This window comes from Rhizobium sp. 9140, assembly GCF_900067135.1.
GTDB lineage: Bacteria > Pseudomonadota > Alphaproteobacteria > Rhizobiales > Rhizobiaceae > Ferranicluibacter.
This window is the reverse complement of the sequence record NZ_FJUR01000001.1, coordinates 3,292,159-3,308,532: the sequence shown is the minus strand read 5'-3', so window position 1 is coordinate 3,308,532 and position 16,374 is coordinate 3,292,159. Positions and strand designations below refer to the sequence as shown.

16 protein-coding genes are annotated in these 16,374 nt (G+C 63.4%); 7 read left to right on the top strand and 9 right to left on the bottom strand.

Annotated elements, in window-relative coordinates; all coding sequences use genetic code 11:
- The first annotated feature begins 92 nt into the window (after positions 1-92).
- Entirely contained in the window at positions 93-881 is a 789-nt protein-coding gene (locus GA0004734_RS15520; RefSeq protein WP_092935106.1) for a VOC family protein, read from the top strand.
- 15 nt (positions 882-896) lie between these two features.
- Here GA0004734_RS15520 and GA0004734_RS15515 read toward each other — a convergent pair whose 3' ends face one another.
- The gene (locus GA0004734_RS15515) at positions 897-1,529 is read right to left on the bottom strand and encodes a LysE family translocator (RefSeq protein ID WP_092936356.1); all 633 of its coding nucleotides are present in this window, start codon (positions 1,527-1,529) and stop codon (positions 897-899) included.
- A gap of 136 nt (positions 1,530-1,665) precedes the next feature.
- Here GA0004734_RS15515 and GA0004734_RS15510 point away from each other — a divergent pair, with 136 nt between their 5' ends.
- Entirely contained in the window at positions 1,666-1,986 is a 321-nt protein-coding gene (locus GA0004734_RS15510) for a hypothetical protein (protein ID WP_245292437.1), read from the top strand.
- Here GA0004734_RS15510 and GA0004734_RS15505 read toward each other — a convergent pair.
- The 3 genes from GA0004734_RS15505 to GA0004734_RS15495 all read right to left on the bottom strand — a co-directional run bounded on the left by GA0004734_RS15505 (position 1,964) and on the right by GA0004734_RS15495 (position 4,308).
- Positions 1,964-2,719 carry an amino acid ABC transporter ATP-binding protein gene (locus tag GA0004734_RS15505; RefSeq protein WP_092935104.1) on the bottom strand — a complete coding sequence of 252 codons (756 nt, stop codon included), beginning with the start codon at positions 2,717-2,719 and terminating at the stop codon, positions 1,964-1,966. The genes GA0004734_RS15510 and GA0004734_RS15505 overlap by 23 nt on opposite strands.
- The gene (locus tag GA0004734_RS15500) at positions 2,716-3,396 is read right to left on the bottom strand and encodes an amino acid ABC transporter permease (protein ID WP_092935102.1); all 681 of its coding nucleotides are present in this window, start codon (positions 3,394-3,396) and stop codon (positions 2,716-2,718) included. Before GA0004734_RS15500 ends, GA0004734_RS15505 begins: the two co-directional genes overlap by 4 nt.
- 138 nt (positions 3,397-3,534) lie before the next feature.
- Complete coding sequence (locus GA0004734_RS15495; protein WP_092935100.1) at positions 3,535-4,308, bottom strand: amino acid ABC transporter substrate-binding protein; 774 nt, start codon at positions 4,306-4,308, stop codon at positions 3,535-3,537.
- A gap of 270 nt (positions 4,309-4,578) precedes the next feature.
- Between GA0004734_RS15495 and GA0004734_RS15490 the strand changes: the two genes are divergently transcribed.
- On the top strand, positions 4,579-6,315 hold the full coding sequence (locus GA0004734_RS15490; protein ID WP_092935098.1) for a methyl-accepting chemotaxis protein: 1,737 nt from the start codon (positions 4,579-4,581) through the stop codon (positions 6,313-6,315).
- A gap of 125 nt (positions 6,316-6,440) precedes the next feature.
- A complete protein-coding gene (locus GA0004734_RS15485) occupies positions 6,441-7,478 on the top strand; it encodes a GGDEF domain-containing protein (protein WP_092936354.1) in 1,038 nt (345 codons plus the stop codon).
- Here GA0004734_RS15485 and GA0004734_RS15480 read toward each other — a convergent pair.
- Both GA0004734_RS15480 and GA0004734_RS15475 read right to left on the bottom strand, forming a co-directional pair.
- Positions 7,475-7,942: a MaoC family dehydratase gene (locus tag GA0004734_RS15480; RefSeq protein ID WP_092935096.1), complete on the bottom strand. Its 468-nt coding sequence runs from the start codon at positions 7,940-7,942 to the stop codon at positions 7,475-7,477. The genes GA0004734_RS15485 and GA0004734_RS15480 overlap by 4 nt on opposite strands.
- Positions 7,943-8,073: 131 nt before the next feature.
- Entirely contained in the window at positions 8,074-9,135 is a 1,062-nt protein-coding gene (locus GA0004734_RS15475) for an SDR family oxidoreductase (protein WP_092935094.1), read from the bottom strand.
- A 218-nt stretch (positions 9,136-9,353) separates the two neighbouring features.
- On the opposite strand from GA0004734_RS15475, the gene GA0004734_RS15470 reads away from it, so the two are divergent.
- Positions 9,354-11,051 (top strand): FAD/NAD(P)-binding protein, encoded by a 1,698-nt coding sequence (locus tag GA0004734_RS15470; RefSeq protein WP_092935092.1) that lies wholly within the window; start codon positions 9,354-9,356, stop codon positions 11,049-11,051.
- A 10-nt stretch (positions 11,052-11,061) separates the two neighbouring features.
- Here the strand turns inward: GA0004734_RS15470 and GA0004734_RS15465 are convergent, their stop codons facing one another.
- Positions 11,062-11,805, bottom strand: a complete 744-nt coding sequence (locus GA0004734_RS15465; protein ID WP_245292436.1) for an MOSC domain-containing protein — start codon at positions 11,803-11,805, stop codon at positions 11,062-11,064.
- 333 nt (positions 11,806-12,138) lie between these two features.
- Between GA0004734_RS15465 and GA0004734_RS15460 the strand changes: the two genes are divergently transcribed.
- A complete protein-coding gene (locus tag GA0004734_RS15460) occupies positions 12,139-14,184 on the top strand; it encodes a putative bifunctional diguanylate cyclase/phosphodiesterase (RefSeq protein ID WP_245292435.1) in 2,046 nt (681 codons plus the stop codon).
- On the opposite strand, the gene GA0004734_RS15455 is transcribed toward GA0004734_RS15460, so the two are convergent.
- A complete protein-coding gene (locus tag GA0004734_RS15455; protein WP_092935086.1) occupies positions 14,148-15,038 on the bottom strand; it encodes an SMP-30/gluconolactonase/LRE family protein in 891 nt (296 codons plus the stop codon). The genes GA0004734_RS15460 and GA0004734_RS15455 overlap by 37 nt on opposite strands.
- An 87-nt stretch (positions 15,039-15,125) precedes the next feature.
- On the opposite strand from GA0004734_RS15455, the gene GA0004734_RS15450 reads away from it, so the two are divergent.
- Complete coding sequence (locus tag GA0004734_RS15450) at positions 15,126-15,512, top strand: ester cyclase (RefSeq protein ID WP_092935084.1); 387 nt, start codon at positions 15,126-15,128, stop codon at positions 15,510-15,512.
- A 63-nt stretch (positions 15,513-15,575) separates the two neighbouring features.
- Here the strand turns inward: GA0004734_RS15450 and GA0004734_RS15445 are convergent, their stop codons facing one another.
- On the bottom strand, positions 15,576-16,295 hold the full coding sequence (locus tag GA0004734_RS15445) for a YoaK family protein (protein WP_092935082.1): 720 nt from the start codon (positions 16,293-16,295) through the stop codon (positions 15,576-15,578).
- Between the last annotated feature and the right edge of the window lie 79 nt (positions 16,296-16,374).

The following is a 16,374-nucleotide window of genomic DNA, read 5'->3' as shown; positions in this document are numbered from 1 at the left end:
CGATCCTTTTTTCCCGTCATGCGTGCGCATTTGATCGTGACTGTGAAGGATGGCATGATGTGCGCGAAAGACGACCATTGCAGGGAGGCAGGATGTCGGAAGAGCACGGAAAATTCATCTGGACGGAACTGATGACGACCGACAGGGCGGCGGCCGGTGCGTTCTACTGCGCCGTGGTCGGCTGGACGACGGTCGAGATGGCGGCCTTTGATTACACCGTCTTCGAAACCGCACGGCCCGAAGACGATGGCCGGGTCGGCATTGCCGGCATGATGTCCATCCCGCCGGAGTTGCTGGCGGAAAACGTGCCGCCGAACTGGACGGCCTATGTCTCCGTTTCCGATTGCGATGCCACGGTCGCCAGGGTCGAGGCTCTGGGCGGCGCAATCCGCCGGCCACCGGAGGACATTCCGGACATCGGCCGCTTCGCCGTCATCGCCGACCCGCATGGGGCGGTGCTCTGTATCATGACGCCGCTGCCGATGGACGTGCCGCCGCGCGCCGTTCCCGCCACGACGCCGGGACAGTTCGGCTGGTACGAGCTCTATGCCGACGACTGCGAGGCGGCTTTCGCCTTTTACGCGGACGTCTTCGGCTGGACGGTCGATCACGACATGGATATGGGCGACCTCGGCATCTACCGGATCTTCGCTTATGACGGGCAGGCGGTCGGCGGCATGATGGCGCGCCTGCCGCAGATGCCGAAGGCGCACTGGGCCACTTACATCACGGTCGACAGGCTCGACGATGCCATCTCCCGCCTCGTGGCCGGCGGCGGCAGCGTCGTCAACGGGCCGATGGAGGTTCCAGGGCCGGCTTACATCGTCAACGCCATCGATCCGCAGGGCGCATTCTTCTCGCTCGTGGCGTCGGCGCGTTAGGCTGCTTGCCGTCGTCTATCGCCGGGCCTCCGTTGCCATGCGCAGCGCAAGCCCGGCCAGCACCGTTCCCATGATCCAGCGTTGGACGGTCGCGAAGCTTGGTTTGGCGGTGAGGAATGTGGAGATCGAGCCGGCGGAGAAGGACATCATCGCGTTGACGGCAACGCTGACGACGATCTGAACCGATCCGAGCACGAGCGCCTGAACAAGCACGCTGCCATTGGCGGGATGAATGAATTGTGGCAGCAGCGAAAGGTACATGACCGCGATCTTCGGGTTGAGCACACTGGTTGCAAACCCCATAAGAAAGAGCTTGCGCGGGCTGTCCTTCGGCAGGTTGCGAACCTGAAAGGGCAAGCCGCCGCCGGGGCGCACGGCCTGCCATGCGAGCCAGAGCAGGTAGATGGCGCCGGCAAACCGCAACGCATCATAAGCATAGGGTACGGCGAGCATCAGGGCCGTGAGACCGAAGGCGGCGCAGAGCATATAGACGACGAAGCCGAGGGCGACGCCGCCGAGCGAGACGAGGCCGGCGGCTGGCCCCTGGCAGATCGACCGGGAGACGAGGTATACCATGTTCGGCCCCGGCGTCAGGGCCATGCCCAGAGCGATGAGCGTGAATCCGATCAGGCTGTTGATGTCCGGCATGGTCGGCTCCATTGTGAGAAAACTGGCTGTGTCCCGGTGCACCGTAGACGGGAAGCGTCTTCGAGAGAAGGTCTCCCGTTAGCTTCTCGCCTCGTGCTACCGTGCTTTCCGGGTTCGAGATAGCGAGAGACGAGACATGCCTGCAAGCGGCGCCATGTGGCGTGCGGAAATCGATGCCGTCGAGTTTCACGTCGATGGCGGATATCGCTTCGTGGTGCACCGGAACGTGTTCCGGACCCTGAGGGGACCGTCACCCACGCCCGAGATCTGTCTCGCCTTTGTGGAGGCGAATGCCGATGCGTTTCTGGTGGCCGCACGAACGCGCATCGCGGAGGCGATGTCTGCCTCCACGTCGGCCGCCACGATGGCGTTTCACCTCAACAGTCGGCAGGTGCGACGCGCGATGGCGGACGCGTTGCAGCGGGATGTCGTTCCTACAGAACCTGCGCGGCGCTGATGGAGGAGACGAACTGGCGGGTGCGCTGGTGTTGCGGCGTGTCGAAGACGGTGCGCGCGGGGCCTGCCTCGACGATATCGCCGGCCTGTAGAAAGATGACCTGATCGGCGAGCCTGGAGGCGAGGCGCAGGTCGTGCGTCGCCATGACCATGGTCGTGCCTTCACGCGCGAGCGTGCCGAGCACCTCCACCACTTCGGCGGCAAGCTCCGGATCGAGCGCAGAGGTGGGTTCGTCGCAGAGGAGAACGCGGGGCGAGGGGGCTAAGGCCCGGGCGATGGCCACGCGCTGCTGCTGCCCACCCGAGAGCGTGGCTGGCCATGCCGATGCCTTTTCCGCCATGCCGACCTTCGTCAACAGCTCCATTGCGCGGGCGCGGGCCTTGTCGGCCGGCCATTTCAGCACCGTCGTCAGGCTTTCCATCACGTTCTCGATGGCCGTACGATGCGGGAAGAGCTGGAAGTTCTGGAACACCATGCCGGTCTGCTGGCGGATCTTCTGGATGTCGTTCCAGCCGGGCTTTTTGCTCTTTGTGAACGTCGTCTCCTCGCTGCCGATACGGATGGTGCCGGCGCTCGGGATTTCCAGCAGGTTGATGCAGCGCAGCAGCGTGCTCTTGCCGCCGCCGGACGGGCCGATCAACGCGGTGACGCTGCCTTCGGGGATCGTGAGGTTGATGTCCTTGAGGATCACGGCATCCCCGAAGCGCTTTTCGATGTGGCGAAGCTCGATCATCGGTTGGCCTCCATCATGCCGCCATAGCGCGCGAACCGCCGCTCCAGCCGCACCTGCATCGAGGACAGGACGGAACTGAGCGCGAGGTAGATCAGCGCCGCCTCGATATAGAGGATCAGGGGCTCATAGGTCGTGGCGACGATCCGCTGGGCCGACTGGAACAGCTCGGGAACGGTGATGGCGGCCGCGAGCGATGTATCCTTCACGAGCGAAATGAACGTGTTCGACAGCGGCGGCACCGCGACGCGCGCTGCCTGCGGCAGGATGGTGCGCCGCATCGCCTGGTTCCACGTCATGCCGATCGAATAGGCCGCCTCCCACTGTCCCTTCGGCACGGAGGAAATGACGGCGCGGATGATTTCGGAACTGTAGGCGCCGACATTCAGCGTGAAGCCGATCAGTGCAGCGGAAAAAGCATCGAGCAGGATGCCGACGCTCGGCAGGCCGTAAAAGATCACGAAGAGCTGGACGAGAAGCGGCGTGCCGCGGATAACCCAGACATAGAACCGGGCGACCAGCGCCAGCGGCATCGGCCCGAACAGGCGCGTTACCGCTGTGATGAGACCGAGGATCGCACCGAGAGAGAAGGAGAGAAGCGTCAGGGGGACCGTGAACTTCGCTCCTGCCCATAACAGGGCCGGAAGCGAGTCGATCATGAGTTGCAGCCAGTGCGGCACGTTATCTCCTCAGCTTGTGCGATGCCAAAACAGAGCATCTGCCGTGAAACTCTATTCACCGCAAATACTCTGTCTTATCGTTACGACCGCATCATCCCACAGCGGCGCGCAGGTGTCCGCCTGGAAATGCTACTGCATTCAGCGCGATACGTCCTGGCCGAAATATTTGTCCGAGATCGTCTTGTAGGTGCCGTCGGCCTTGATGTCCGCCAAGGCCTTGTTGATCGCGGCCAGGAGTTCCGGTTCGCCCTTGCGGATGATGATACCGGAATAATCGGCATTGTCCTGCTCGGCGGCGATCTTCACCGGTGCATCCGGCTTCTGCTTCTTAAAGTCGAGGAAGGACAGGCTGTCGTTCACCGTTGCATCCGCCCGGCGCGTCAGCACCAGCTGGATCGACTGATCGAAGCCATCGGTGCCAACCAGTTCGGCGCCGGCGCTCTCAGCAATCTTGCCAAAGTTGCTGCTCAGCGACTGCGCCGAGGTCTTGCCCTTGAGATCGGCAAAGCCCTTGATGTCGTCATTGTCCTGCCGGACGATCAGCACGGCTTTGGAGGCGATGTAGGGCTCGGAGAAATCATACTTCTGCTTGCGCGCCTCGGTGATGCCGACCTGATTGATGACGGCATCGTAGCGGCCGGCATCGATGCCGGCGATCAGTCCGTCCCACTTGCCCTCGATGAACTCTGCCTTGACGCCCAGCTTGGCGGCGACGGCTTCGCCGATCTCGACGTCGAAGCCGACCAGCTTGCCGCCGGCATCATGGAAGGTGAAGGGCGCGTAGGTGCCCTCGGTGCCGATCTTCAGCACGCCGGCCGTGCTGATCGCCGACAGGTTCTCGCCGGCCAGAGCCGGTGCGATGGCGGCGGCGTGGAGGATGGCGGCAGTGGCGATGGTCTTGAGCCAGTTCATGGTCTTCTTGTCCTTTTGAAGCAGGGCGGGTCTGTCGGCATATCGGCCGGTCGGGATCTGTCATCGCAGGAAATAGGCGTCGAGGATTGGAAGAAAACTGCAAATGAAACGGGCAAATGCGAAAATCTTGCTCCTGTCCACAGCGTAAACCGTACGCAGGTAGCGAAGTTTCGCCATGTCTCTACGTTAGTCAAATCTTCCTTTACGTTTATGTCCGATTCTGACAATCCGCCGAACCAGCGCGGTCGGGACGGCACTTCGGAGAAGCACATGCGCAGTTTGTCTCAGTCTCTCGGATTCGATGCGAAGTCCGTTCTTCAGGCGATCAGCCAGTCGCAGGCGATCATCGAGTTCGACCTGACGGGCAGGATCCTCGACGCGAATGAAAACTTCTGCAAGGCGCTCGGCTACGACCTCTCCGAAGTCGTCGGCCGTCATCACAGCATGTTCGTGTCGCCACAGGAAGCCGCATCCCCGGAATACAAGGCCTTCTGGGCCGGGCTTTCAGGCGGCGCGTTTCAGCGCCAGCAGTACAAGCGCTTCGGCAAGGGTGGCCGCGAGGTCTGGATCGAGGCGTCCTACAATCCGGTCATGCGCAACGGCAAGCCTTACAAGGTGGTGAAGTTCGCGACCGATATCACCGCGAGCAAGATGCAGAGTGCGGAGGATGGCGGCAAGCTTCTGGCCTTGTCGCGGGCACAGGCCATCATCGAGTTTACGCCGCAGGGCGAGATCATCCGGGCGAATCACAATTTTCTGGCTGCCCTCGGCTATGATCTCGCCGAGATCGCCGGGCGGCATCATTCCATGTTCTGCGATCCGGCCTATGCGGCCTCGCCCGACTATCAGACCTTCTGGGATAACCTGCGCCAGGGCAAGTTCGTGACCGACCAGTTCATGCGCATCGGCAAGGGCGGCAAGCGGGTCTTCATCCAGGCCTCCTACAATCCGATCTTCGATGATGCAGGTCGCGTCTTCAAGGTGGTGAAGTTCGCGATCGACGTCACCGACCGGATGCACGCCGTCGAGGAACTGGGCGCCGCGCTTGAGCGCCTGTCCCAGTGCAATATCCGCATGTCGCTCGATGAACCCTTCGTCGGCGAGTTCGAAAGGCTTCGCCGCGATTTCAACACGTCGATTGCCGAGTTCCAGAAGACGCTGACGAACGTGCTCAGCCAGACCAGCGCGCTGAACGACAGCAGTCAGGAAATGCGCCAGGCGGCCGAGCAGCTGGCCGAGCGGTCGCAGCAGCAGGCGGCGGCGCTCGAAGAGACCTCGGCGGCGCTGGACGAGGTGACGGCGACCGTCAACTCCTCGACCGAGAACACCCAGGAGACGCGCACGCTCGTGCAGAACGCGCGCCTCTCGACCGGTGCGTCCGCCGCGGTCGTGGAGGAAACGGTGACGGCCATGCACCGGATCGAGCAGGCCTCTCGCGAGATCAGCCAGATCATCGGCGTGATTGACGAGATCGCCTTCCAGACCAATCTTCTGGCCCTCAATGCCGGCGTCGAGGCTGCACGGGCAGGGGAGGCCGGCAAGGGCTTCGCCGTCGTGGCGCAGGAGGTGCGCGAGCTTGCCCAGCGTTCGGCCAAGGCTGCAAAAGAGATCAAGGTGCTGATCACCAATTCCGGCAAGGAAGTCATGGAGGGTGTGCGCCTCGTCGGCAAGACGGGTGCGGCTCTGCAGGAGATCGACGTCTTCGTGCGCCGGATCGACCAGAACGTGGACGCGATCGCCACCGCGGCGAAGGAACAGTCGATCGGCCTGCGCGAGATCAACAAGGCAGTCAACGACCTCGACCGGATGACGCAGGAAAACGCCGCCATGAGCGAGCGGACGACGGATATCAGCCGGGCGCTGGCGGAAGGCGCGGACGCGCTGGCGGCGCTGGTCAGCCTGTTCAAGCTGAACCGGCGCACCGCCCCGCGCGGGCCGGACGCATCGGATCAGTCGCGCCATGCGCGCGTCGTGACCACGACCGGGCGGAGGAATTTTGCCGCCTGAGGCCCTGACGTCGGCGAATGTCGTTCTCCCGAACCGCTGCAGGGTTTCGGGCGACATGCTTCGGAGCAATGCCGCCCTCGGGCGGGAAAGGACATATCATGCAGGAAGACCGGCGCAGGACGGTGCTGTCACAGCGCCTCATTCCGCAAAACGAGATCGATCGTCTCGCCGCCGTCCGCTCCATCGGGATCCGTGCCATCGAAACGATGCCCGAACTGAAGGATCTCGCCTTTCTTGCCCGCGACGTGTTCGAGTGTGCTTTTGCCGCGGTCAATATCGTGGATCAGGATTGGCTGCGTTTCACCGCGCAGTCCGGCATCCACGTCGAAAAATGCTCGCGTGAGGAATCCATCTGCCAGTACGTCGTTCATGAGGGCAATGTTATCGTGGTTCCCGATCTAACGCTCGAGCCGGATATGGCGACCTTGCCCTACGTGGCGGGCGAGCCGCACCTTCGTTCCTATGCCGGTGCACCGATCGAGTTGGAGCCCGGTCTGACGGTCGGTTCGTTCTGCATCATGCATACGCATCCGCGCGATCTCGGTGACCGCGAGCGTCGTCAGCTCAGCGAGTTTGCACGGATCGCCAGCGCGCTTTTCCGTCTGCAGCGGTCCAATCTCCTGATGGTGAAGGGAGAAAAGGCGCTGCGGCTGGCGGCGATGACGGACCCGATGACCGGCTTCTACAATCGGCAGGCTCTGCCTGAACTCGTGGATAGCGAAATGCGCGAGACGCTTGCCGCGGGCCGTCCGTTCGGCGCGGCCTATCTCGACATGGACGGTTTCAAGGGGATCAACGACCGGCACGGGCACCAGACGGGAGACGAGGTGTTGCGGCAGGCGGCCCTGCGCATTCGCTCGGTCATCCGTTCCGGCGATATTCCGCTGCGCATGGGTGGAGACGAATTTGCGATTTTCTTCCCCGATTGCGGCTGCGAAAATTCCCTGACGACCATCGCCGCCCGCCTGGTCGATGCCTTTCGGGCGCCGTTCTCCGTCGGTGGCATCGAGGTGATGGCGCATCTGAGCGTCGGCGCGGCTGCCGCACCGGAGGGCGGCACCAGTCGGGAAAAGCTGCTGGAGACCGTCGACAGGGCGCTCTACGAGGCCAAGGCGAACGGACGAGACCGGTATGTCGTGCGGGTGGACGGCGACGTTCTCTAGATCCTATCCGTCAATGGCCGACGGAAGACGAGAAGGCTCGCGCTCAGCGTTTGCACGACAGCGCCATCCTGGTTCAGCGTCCGGCTGCGCATGACCACGATGCCGCGGTCGGGCTTTGATCTTGACGGGTTGATCTCGGCGATCTCGCCTTCCGCATGCAGCCGGTCGCCCGGACGGGTCGGGAGCGGCCAAGTGAGTTCGCAGCGCGTGCCGATCAGGCCGCCATCGAAAGGCAGGCTGTCCACGATCAGGCGCATGGTGAGGGCTGCGGTATGCCAGCCGCTGGCGGCCAGCCCGCCAAACAGCGTGGACCGTGCGGCCTCGTCATCGAGATGAAACGGCTGCGGATCGAACTGGCGGGCGAAACTGCAGATCTCGTCGGCAGTGATGTCCACAGTGCCGCTTTTGAACGGCATGCCGACGACGAGGTCGTCCAGAAACAGGCGCGTCTTCTGCTGGTCCATGTCCACCCTCCCAAGGCTCAGCGTCCGCATATGAGCGATCCCTATGGAAAGGCTACCAGCGCCGGGCGGCAAGGGCAATCCTCGACGCCCGGCGCGGGTTTCAGAGCTTCGGATCTGTGACCAATCCCGCATCAGGGGATCAGGCGCTCGCTCCGCAGCTCGTCGAACAGGCCGGTGAAGGCATCGTCGGTTGGCTGGTAGACGGTGAAACCCATGCGGCGGCTCTTCGACATGTCAGTGACGACCTCGATCGGCCGGCCGAGATCGGCATCGGTGTGCCAAGGCGAAATCAGCCGGTCGATGTCGTGCTCCACGAGGTTTTCGCGCTCGGCGATCTTGCGCCAGATCGCGGCGTCATCCGCCATCTGCTCCTCCAGCGGGCGAACCGTGCCATCGAAGGGCGCGGCCTCGATGCCGAAATAATCAGCGATGCGCTGCCACATCCAGCTCCAGCGGAAGATATCGCCGTTGACGACGTTAAAGGCTTCGTTCGCCGCTTCCGGCGTCGTGGAGGCCCACAGCATATGGTGGGCAAGCACGTTGGCGCTCGTCATGTCGGTCAGGCCGTTCCACTGGGTTTCCACGCCCGGGAACGTGAACGGGCGGCCGGTCTCGCGGCAGATCGCGGCGTAGACGGCCAGCGTCGTGCCCATGTTCATCGCATTGCCGACGGCCTTGCCGATGATGGTGTGGGGGCGATGGACACTCCAGTTGAAGCCATCACGGCTGGCGGCCGAGAAGACCTCGTCTTCCTGCGCATAGTAGAAGTTCTCGATGTCGAGGCGGTCCTGCTCCTCGCGAAACGGCGTCTGCGGTAGCGTACCCTTTCCGTAGGCCTCGAAGGGTCCGAGATAGTGCTTCAGCCCGGTGACGAGCGCGACGTGGCGCACGCTGGCGGCGGGGCGCAGGGCATCGAGCAGGTTGCGCACCATGGCGGCGTTGACGCGGATGTTCTCCGCCTCCGTCGACTGCCGCAGCCAGCTTGCGATGAAGACATGGGTCGGGGCGACATCCGCCAGCGCCGTGCCGAGCGAGGCGGGATCGAGAAGGTCGGCTGAAAGCGGCTTCACGTTCTCCTGCCGGCCCGGCTTGCGCGCCAGTCCCGTGACGTCCCAGCCGGCCCCTGCCAGCACACTCGCCGTGGCGCTGCCGACCACGCCGCTGGCGCCTACGATCAAAGCCTTGTTTTGCATTTGCATTCTCCTTGCGTTCATGGCGGACATAGGCATCCCTTACTTTCTGTCCACCCGCTCTATCTTGTGGGTCAGTGCGCCGGGACCGCGGCATGGGCGCATCGCGGGAACATTCCCCGCAGCGCTTGGTTAGCTGTCGTCCTGGACTTTGGCCGGGGCGCCGGGCGTCCTGTCCGTCAAACGCGTTTCTTCCTCAACCGTCGAGTTCCGGTGTTTTCATGACAATCAAAATTGCGATCATCGGGTCTGGTCCGACCGGCATCTACACGCTGCACGGACTTGTCGCCTCACCGCGTCCGCTCGACATTACCGTGTTCGAAAGCGAAGCCGATCCGGGGAAGGGAACGCCCTACCATCCCGATATCAACGATCAGGCCATGCTCGCCAATATCGCCAGCATCGAGCTGCCGCCGATCTATGAAACGCTCGTCACATGGCTGCGCCGCCAGCCCGATGCGGAGCTGGAGCGGATGAACGTCACGCGCAGCGCGATTGCCGAGCGCGCCTTCTATCCGCGCATCGTGCTGGGCGAGTTCTTCCAGGACCAGTTTCGCCAATGCGTCATCGAGGGCCGGAAGGCGGGGCATGTGATCGAGATCAAGGCGCTGCACCGGGTCGATGATATCGACCTCCATGCGAGCGACATCGCCGTGAAGGCCACGGGACCGGACGGGGAGAAACAGTACGCGTTCGACCACGTGGTCATGGCAACCGGCCATGACTGGCCGGAGACGACGGAAACGCGTCCGGGCTATTTCATGTCGCCCTGGCCGGCGCCGGTGCTGAAAACCATTCCGCCGGGCCGCGTCGGTATTCTCGGCACATCGCTCAGCGCTATCGATGCGCTGATCTCGGTCGCGACGGCTCACGGCGCCTTCTATCTCGATGCGGCGGGATCGCTCGAATATTTCCCGTCGCCCGGCAGCGAAGCCTTCACCGCGGCGCTGATGTCGCGCAAGGGCGTGTTGCCGGAGGCCGACTTCTATTGTCCCTATCCCTATCTGCCTCTCTCCATCTGCACGCCGGAAGCGGTGGACGCGCTGGTGGCCAGCGGCCGTGGCGATCTGCTCGATCCGATCTTCGACCTGTTCCGCGCCGAACTGCTCGCCGCCGATCCTGCCTATGCCGGGCGGATCGGGCTGGGGATGCTGACAGTGGAGACGCTGGCGCCGGCTTATTTCGCGGATCGCGAGGCGGCGGATGCCTTCGTCTGGGCGGCGGCGAACCTTGCGGAGGCTGAGAAAAACGAGCTTGAACAGCGCACCATTGGCTGGCGCTACGCCATCCTGCGGATGCACGAGGTCATCGCGCGGGCGGTGCCGCATTTCAACGAAGACGATCTCAAGCGGTTTCACAAGCACTTCAAAACCGTGTTCATCGACGATTACGCAACGGTGCCGCACCAGTCGATCCGGCGGTTGCTGGCTCTCCGGCGCGCGGGCAAGCTGGAGGTTCTGCGTCTTGGCCGGGATTCCGATATCGACAATGAGAGCGTCGCACGCGGGGCCGTCGTGATCTTCGACGGGCGGAAGGAGGTCTTCGACTCCTTCATCGACGCGACCGGGCAGCATACGTTGTCGGCCCGCGATATCCCGTTTCCGAGCCTCGTCAACCGCGGTTTCGTGCGCAAGGCGACGACACCCGTCTCATCCGTGCTGATTGACATGCCGGATGAGCCGGCAACGGTGCGTACCGGCGGCGTGGATCTCGACGATGCCTTCCGGCCGAAGTTCGAGGCACCGGTCACGCGCCGTCTCTATTGCGTGTCGATCGCGTTCCTGCTGCACAAGCTGCCCTTCATCCAGGGTATCACCAGCGCCCACGAACTCGGCGGCGTCGTCTCGTCCGCGATCCTGCGCGATATCGGCGGCGAGCGGTCCGATGGGATCATCGAGTTCGGCGTGAACGCCGCCTGATCGGCAGCGGTCAGGTCTCGATCCAGACCTCGTCGCCCAGAGAAATGCGACCCGGGGCGGCGATATCGGCGTATATGCCGAGGTTGCGCCGGTTGCCGCGCAGGATGCTGCGCAGCACATCCGGCTGCTCCGGCACACCCGGTTGCGAAATCATCGTCATCCCGCAACGCTTCGTTCCCTCGGTTGCGGTTATCTCCAGCGAGCCGATGACGATCCTGCGGCCGATCCAGTCGTTTTCCACGAAACCCGGTGGCGCCTCCGTTTCCACCAGAATATCCGGGCGGAACCGTCGCGAATCGAGCATCAGCGAAGGGTCGTTTGCGCCGATGGCATTCATCGATGCCGTCGTGAGCAGGTGGAGCGGGCTTGCGTCATAGCGCGGTGCGATCACGGGCCAGTTTCGTCCTGTTCCGCGCGTTTCGCCAAGCCCGACGGGAAAGCTGAAATGGGTGGAGAGGCGCTCTTCCACATCCGGCGCATCGACCGGCAGCCATGTGGCGTCGGGAAAACCGATCTCCGCCATGCCATCCGGCCGCAGCCGCGCAACGAGATGCAGCGCCTTGCGCCAGCGCTCAGCCGATTCCGGTGCCGCAGGCGCGCGCGTTTCCGGATCGAACAAAAGGAATGTTCGGTTGCCAGCGATACTGCTTCCGGCGGTGCCGGATTGCGCGATGTCGAGGTGATCGACCCTCTCCCCGCCGAGCGAGCTGACGGGGTAGCGCCAGAGCTCGGCAATACGTCCAAAGGATTTCAAGGAAGTCGTCTCCCGGCGGGGGTGGGGCTGATGCAGGGCAAGAGAGGCTTGCCAGTGGAAATACCAACATGGAATGCGTCTGTCTTCCGTAGGTTCCCTTTGCCATCGTCTCGCCGGAAGCTTCGAGCGGCGAATGGGCATGAGTATTTAAGTGTCATCTCATAAACTGCACAAACTTGCGGCGTCTGCATAAAGTTTAGACGGAACTATCGTTTTGTTTTCGTTCAACTTTCATTGCTATCTTCACGTTTTCGCGTCACGGTTCAGGGTACCTCAATGGTAAGCGCTTTAAGAGCATCCGCACGCCTGCCTTTGCAGACGGATGATTTCCGCATGTTGTTCCAGACCCATCCGTCGCCGATGTGGATCTACGACCCGCTGACCTACCGCTTTCTCATCGTCAACGATGCCGCCGTCGCGCTTTATGGCTACAGCCGCCGGGCCTACGAGCGGATGACCGTCCTCGACATCCGGCCCCCGTCGGAGCGCAGGCGGATGATCGAGGCCGTGACGCTGCGCAGCGATGTGGACCGGGCCGAGCGGTGGACGCATCTGAAGGCCGACGGGACGGCGCTCGATGTGCTCACCTATGGGCGCGAACTTCAGTTCGAGGGGCGGCAGGCGATTCTCGCGATCGTCCAGGACCGGACGGAGGTGAACGCCGCCCACCAGCAGGTCAGCGAAACCCAGACCCTGCTCGACAGCATTATCGAGAACCTGCCGGTAGCGGTTTTCGTGAAGGACATGGACGATGACGGCCGATATGTGCTGTTCAACGCCGCCTGCGGCGGCATCTTCGGCACAACGCCGGAGGAGATCGCCCATGGCACGGATCGGACGATGTTTCCTGCACGGCAAATGGAGTTGTTTCGTGAGCAGGACCAACGGGCGCTCGAAATGGATGGGACGTTCAGTTTCGAGGAAACGATCGAGGATCTCTCCGGCACGCGGCGCATCCTGCGCACGGCCAAGCGAGTGCTGCCGGCCCGCAATGGCGAGCGGCTGCGGTATATTCTCGGTATTTCCCAAGACGTGACGGAAGAGCGGGAATCAGAGGCGCGGTTTGCCTTCATGGCGATGCACGATGCACTGACGGGCCTCGCGAACCGGGCCTATTTCAGCGATCACATTCGGCGTGCGGCGCTTCTGGCGACCGAGGAGGCGCCGGTGGCGCTGCTATATCTCGATATCGACCACTTCAAGACCATCAATGACAGCAAGGGGCACGCGGCGGGCGATGCGCTGCTCTGCCAGGTCGGCGACCGGCTCCTCTCCATTGTGCGACAGGGCGACCTCGTGGCCCGGCTCGGCGGCGACGAGTTTGCCATCGTGCTGCAGCTTCAGGATGGACGCTCGGCGGAGGACGTGGCCGACCGGCTGCTGGCTGCCCTGCGTGTCCCGTTTGATCTCGACGGCATCGCCGAGCACGTGACCTGCAGCATCGGCATCGCGCGCGCTCCGGAGCATTCGACGGATGATGACGGGCTGATGCGGGATGCGGATCTCGCGCTCTACGCCGCGAAGGAAGGCGGCCGCTCGACCTTCCGGATCTATCGTCCCGAAATGCGCCTGGAAGCCGAGCGTCGCCACGAGATGAAGCTGGCATTGCACCATGCGCTCGAGGAGGGGCAGTTCGAGCTCTATTACCAGCCGATCTACCGGATCGACGGCCCGGACCTTGCGGGGTTCGAAGCGTTGATCCGCTGGAACCACCCGGAGCGCGGGCTGGTGGCCCCGCTCGACTTCATTCCCGTCGCCGAGGAAACCGGGCTTATCGTGCCGATCGGCGAGTGGGCGCTGAACGAGGCCTGCCGGATGGCTGCCCGGTGGCCTGCCCACCTGCGGATTGCCGTCAATCTCTCTGTCTCCCAGTTTCGCGATGCGGGCCTTCTGGATACGGTCCGCCGGGCGATCGAGAGCAACGGACTTGCGCCCGAGCGGCTGGAGATCGAGATCACGGAATCCGTGTTTCTCACCGATGTCGGCCAGAGCCTGCCGCTTCTGCGGGCGATGAAAGCGCTGGGCCTGCGGATCGCGATCGATGATTTCGGCACCGGCTATTCATCGCTGTCCTATCTGCGCTCCTTCGCGTTCGACAAGATCAAGCTCGACCAGAGCTTCGTCTCCGGCATCGAGACGGATGCGGGCAGCCTGGCCATCATCCGCGCGGTGGTGGGCATCGGCTCGGGCTTCAACGCCGCAACGCTGGCCGAGGGTGTGGAGACCGAGGAACAGCTGCAGGCGCTCCGTCGGGAAGGTTTCGCCGAGGTGCAGGGCTACCTTCTCGGCAGGCCCCGTCCGGTCGGTGATACCGAGGCGATGATCGCCGCATTGACGGATCCTCAGAGCGCGCCGTTCCGGTTGAGGGCGATCCCGTAGAGGCTTGTCGTTGCCGTGATGAACAGGCGGTGCCGGGCGCGGCCACCAAAGCAGAGATTGGAGGCTCGCTCCGGCAGCAGGATGCGCCCCATCAGATGGCCATCCGGTGCGATGCAGTGAACGCCGTCTCCGGCGGACGACCAGACATTGCCCTCGCTATCCAGCCGGATGCCGTCGGCCGCACCGGGCGAAATGACGTGGAAGACGTTGCCGCCGGAAAGCCGACCATCGTTTTCGACATCGAAGACGCGGATATGGCGAGGATCGTCGCTGTCCGGCAGGCCGGTATCGGCGACGTAGAGCCGGCGCTCGTCCGGGCTGAAGGCGAGGCCGTTCGGCGAACGGAAGTCGGTGAGCATCGCCTGGATCTTGCCCCAGGGGTCGACCCGGTAGACGTTGCAGGGCAGTTCCTGTTCGCCGCGATGTCCTTCATAGTCGCTGAAGATGCCGTAGATCGGATCGGTGAACCAGATGGCGCCGTCAGAGGCGACGATGACGTCGTTCGGGGAATTCAGTTGCTTGCCCTCGAAGCTGTCGGCGATGACGGTGATGGTGCCGTCATATTCCGTCCGCGTCACCCGGCGCGTGCCATGTTCGCAGGTGACGAGACGGCCCTGCCTGTCGCGGGTCTGGCCGTTGGAGAAGTTCGATGGCGCGCGGAAGGTGGAGAGCCCGCCATCCGGCGACCAGCGCAGGATGCGGTCGTTGGGGATATCGGAAAACAGAAGGCAGTTGAGGTCGCCGAACCAGACAGGCCCCTCGACCCAGTCGAAGCCGGTGGCCAGTTGTTTCACCGGCGCATTGCCAAGGACATAGGTCGAAAACACGGGATCGACGGCTTCGAAAAACGACATGGTGCTCTAACTCCTCTGGCACGTGGGCACGCTCTTTCTTTCGCCCCCGGCCGCGTCTCCCTATGTGGGGCGAAGAGGAGATTTGTCATGGCGAGCACGGAGCTTTCCCGACTGTATCGCGACTACATCGATTGTCTCAACCGGCAGGCCTTCGATGCGCTGGCGAATTTCGTCGGCGATGATGTCCGTCACAACGGCCGGCGGATCGGCGTGTCCGGCTATCGTGCCATGCTGGAGAAGGATTTTCGCGAGATCCCGGATCTCGCCTTCCGGATCGCCCTTGTCGTCGCGGACCCGCCCGTCATTGCCTGCCGGCTCTCGTTCGATTGCACGCCTGTCGGGGAATTCCTCGGACTGCCCGTCAACGGACGGAAGGTGCAGTTTACCGAAAACGTGTTCTATACCTATTGCGAGGGCAAGATACGGGACGTCTGGTCGGTGGTCGACAAGGCGGCGATCGAGGCGCAGCTTTAGCCGAAATCGCGCGATGAGGTGCTTGCGCCGGAGGCTGAACCGCAAGAGCGAACGTCTTTCCGATCAGGCTCCCGCGGCGCGAGTGCGACGAAGGGCGTCGAGCGCGATGAGGAGCAACAGAAGGCTTGCCACCAGAAGCAGCATGCCGCCCACCGACTGGTAGATCAGCACGCCCGCGACGCCGCCGCTGCCGAAGGCGACGATGGTATAGAGATGCAGGCGCAGCTTCGCGAGATTGCCGACCGCCTCTCCCGACACGTCGCGACCCCGAAGGATATCGATGGCCACGGCGATCTCGATGCCGATATCGGTCGCCATGCCGGAGACATGCGTGGTGCGGACGCGGGCATCGGAGATGCGCGTCACCGTCGCGTTCTGCAAGCCCATCAGGAAAGCGAGGCCGAGAACAAGGGTTTCGACGCGCCAGGGTGCCGTGACGAAAAGGTCGACGAGGCCGAGCGGTGCGAGCAGCAGCGCTTCGATAAGGATGCACCAGGCATAGATGCCGCCGATATCCCGCCTGCGGCCGGCATTGATGATCAGCGACGAAACCGTCGAACCCAGAATGAAGACGAGCACGATCGACAGGTAGAACAGGCTGGCCTGCCCCTGAAACGTGGCGAGGTGATCGGACAGGGCCGAGACGTTGCCGGTCATGTTCGCGGCAAAGAAGCCGATGGCGTAGAAGGCCGCCGCGTTGAGTGCGCCGGCGATGCCGGCCAGCCAGCAGGCGAGAAAGACATCGATACGTTCGTTGCGGGCCGCGCCCTGATGAATCAGCATGCGGAAGCTTATGCCTCCAGCACCTTGCGCGAAAGCGGCAAGGCCGCAGAGCGGGTGCAACCTTCCGCGTGCGCTGCGG

Coding starts and splice junctions, on each gene's coding strand:
- GA0004734_RS15475 (WP_092935094.1), bottom strand. CDS start 9,135: ATGCAAAACAAGGCTTTGATCGTAGGCGCCAGCGGCGTGGTCGGCAGC.
- GA0004734_RS15520 (WP_092935106.1), top strand. CDS start 93: ATGTCGGAAGAGCACGGAAAATTCATCTGGACGGAACTGATGACGACC.
- GA0004734_RS15490 (WP_092935098.1), top strand. CDS start 4,579: ATGCGCAGTTTGTCTCAGTCTCTCGGATTCGATGCGAAGTCCGTTCTT.
- GA0004734_RS15460 (WP_245292435.1), top strand. CDS start 12,139: ATGTTGTTCCAGACCCATCCGTCGCCGATGTGGATCTACGACCCGCTG.
- GA0004734_RS15510 (WP_245292437.1), top strand. CDS start 1,666: ATGCCTGCAAGCGGCGCCATGTGGCGTGCGGAAATCGATGCCGTCGAG.
- GA0004734_RS15505 (WP_092935104.1), bottom strand. CDS start 2,719: ATGATCGAGCTTCGCCACATCGAAAAGCGCTTCGGGGATGCCGTGATC.
- GA0004734_RS15515 (WP_092936356.1), bottom strand. CDS start 1,529: ATGCCGGACATCAACAGCCTGATCGGATTCACGCTCATCGCTCTGGGC.
- GA0004734_RS15445 (WP_092935082.1), bottom strand. CDS start 16,295: ATGCTGATTCATCAGGGCGCGGCCCGCAACGAACGTATCGATGTCTTT.
- GA0004734_RS15480 (WP_092935096.1), bottom strand. CDS start 7,942: ATGGACCAGCAGAAGACGCGCCTGTTTCTGGACGACCTCGTCGTCGGC.
- GA0004734_RS15455 (WP_092935086.1), bottom strand. CDS start 15,038: ATGTCGTTTTTCGAAGCCGTCGATCCCGTGTTTTCGACCTATGTCCTT.
- GA0004734_RS15495 (WP_092935100.1), bottom strand. CDS start 4,308: ATGAACTGGCTCAAGACCATCGCCACTGCCGCCATCCTCCACGCCGCC.
- GA0004734_RS15450 (WP_092935084.1), top strand. CDS start 15,126: ATGGCGAGCACGGAGCTTTCCCGACTGTATCGCGACTACATCGATTGT.
- GA0004734_RS15470 (WP_092935092.1), top strand. CDS start 9,354: ATGACAATCAAAATTGCGATCATCGGGTCTGGTCCGACCGGCATCTAC.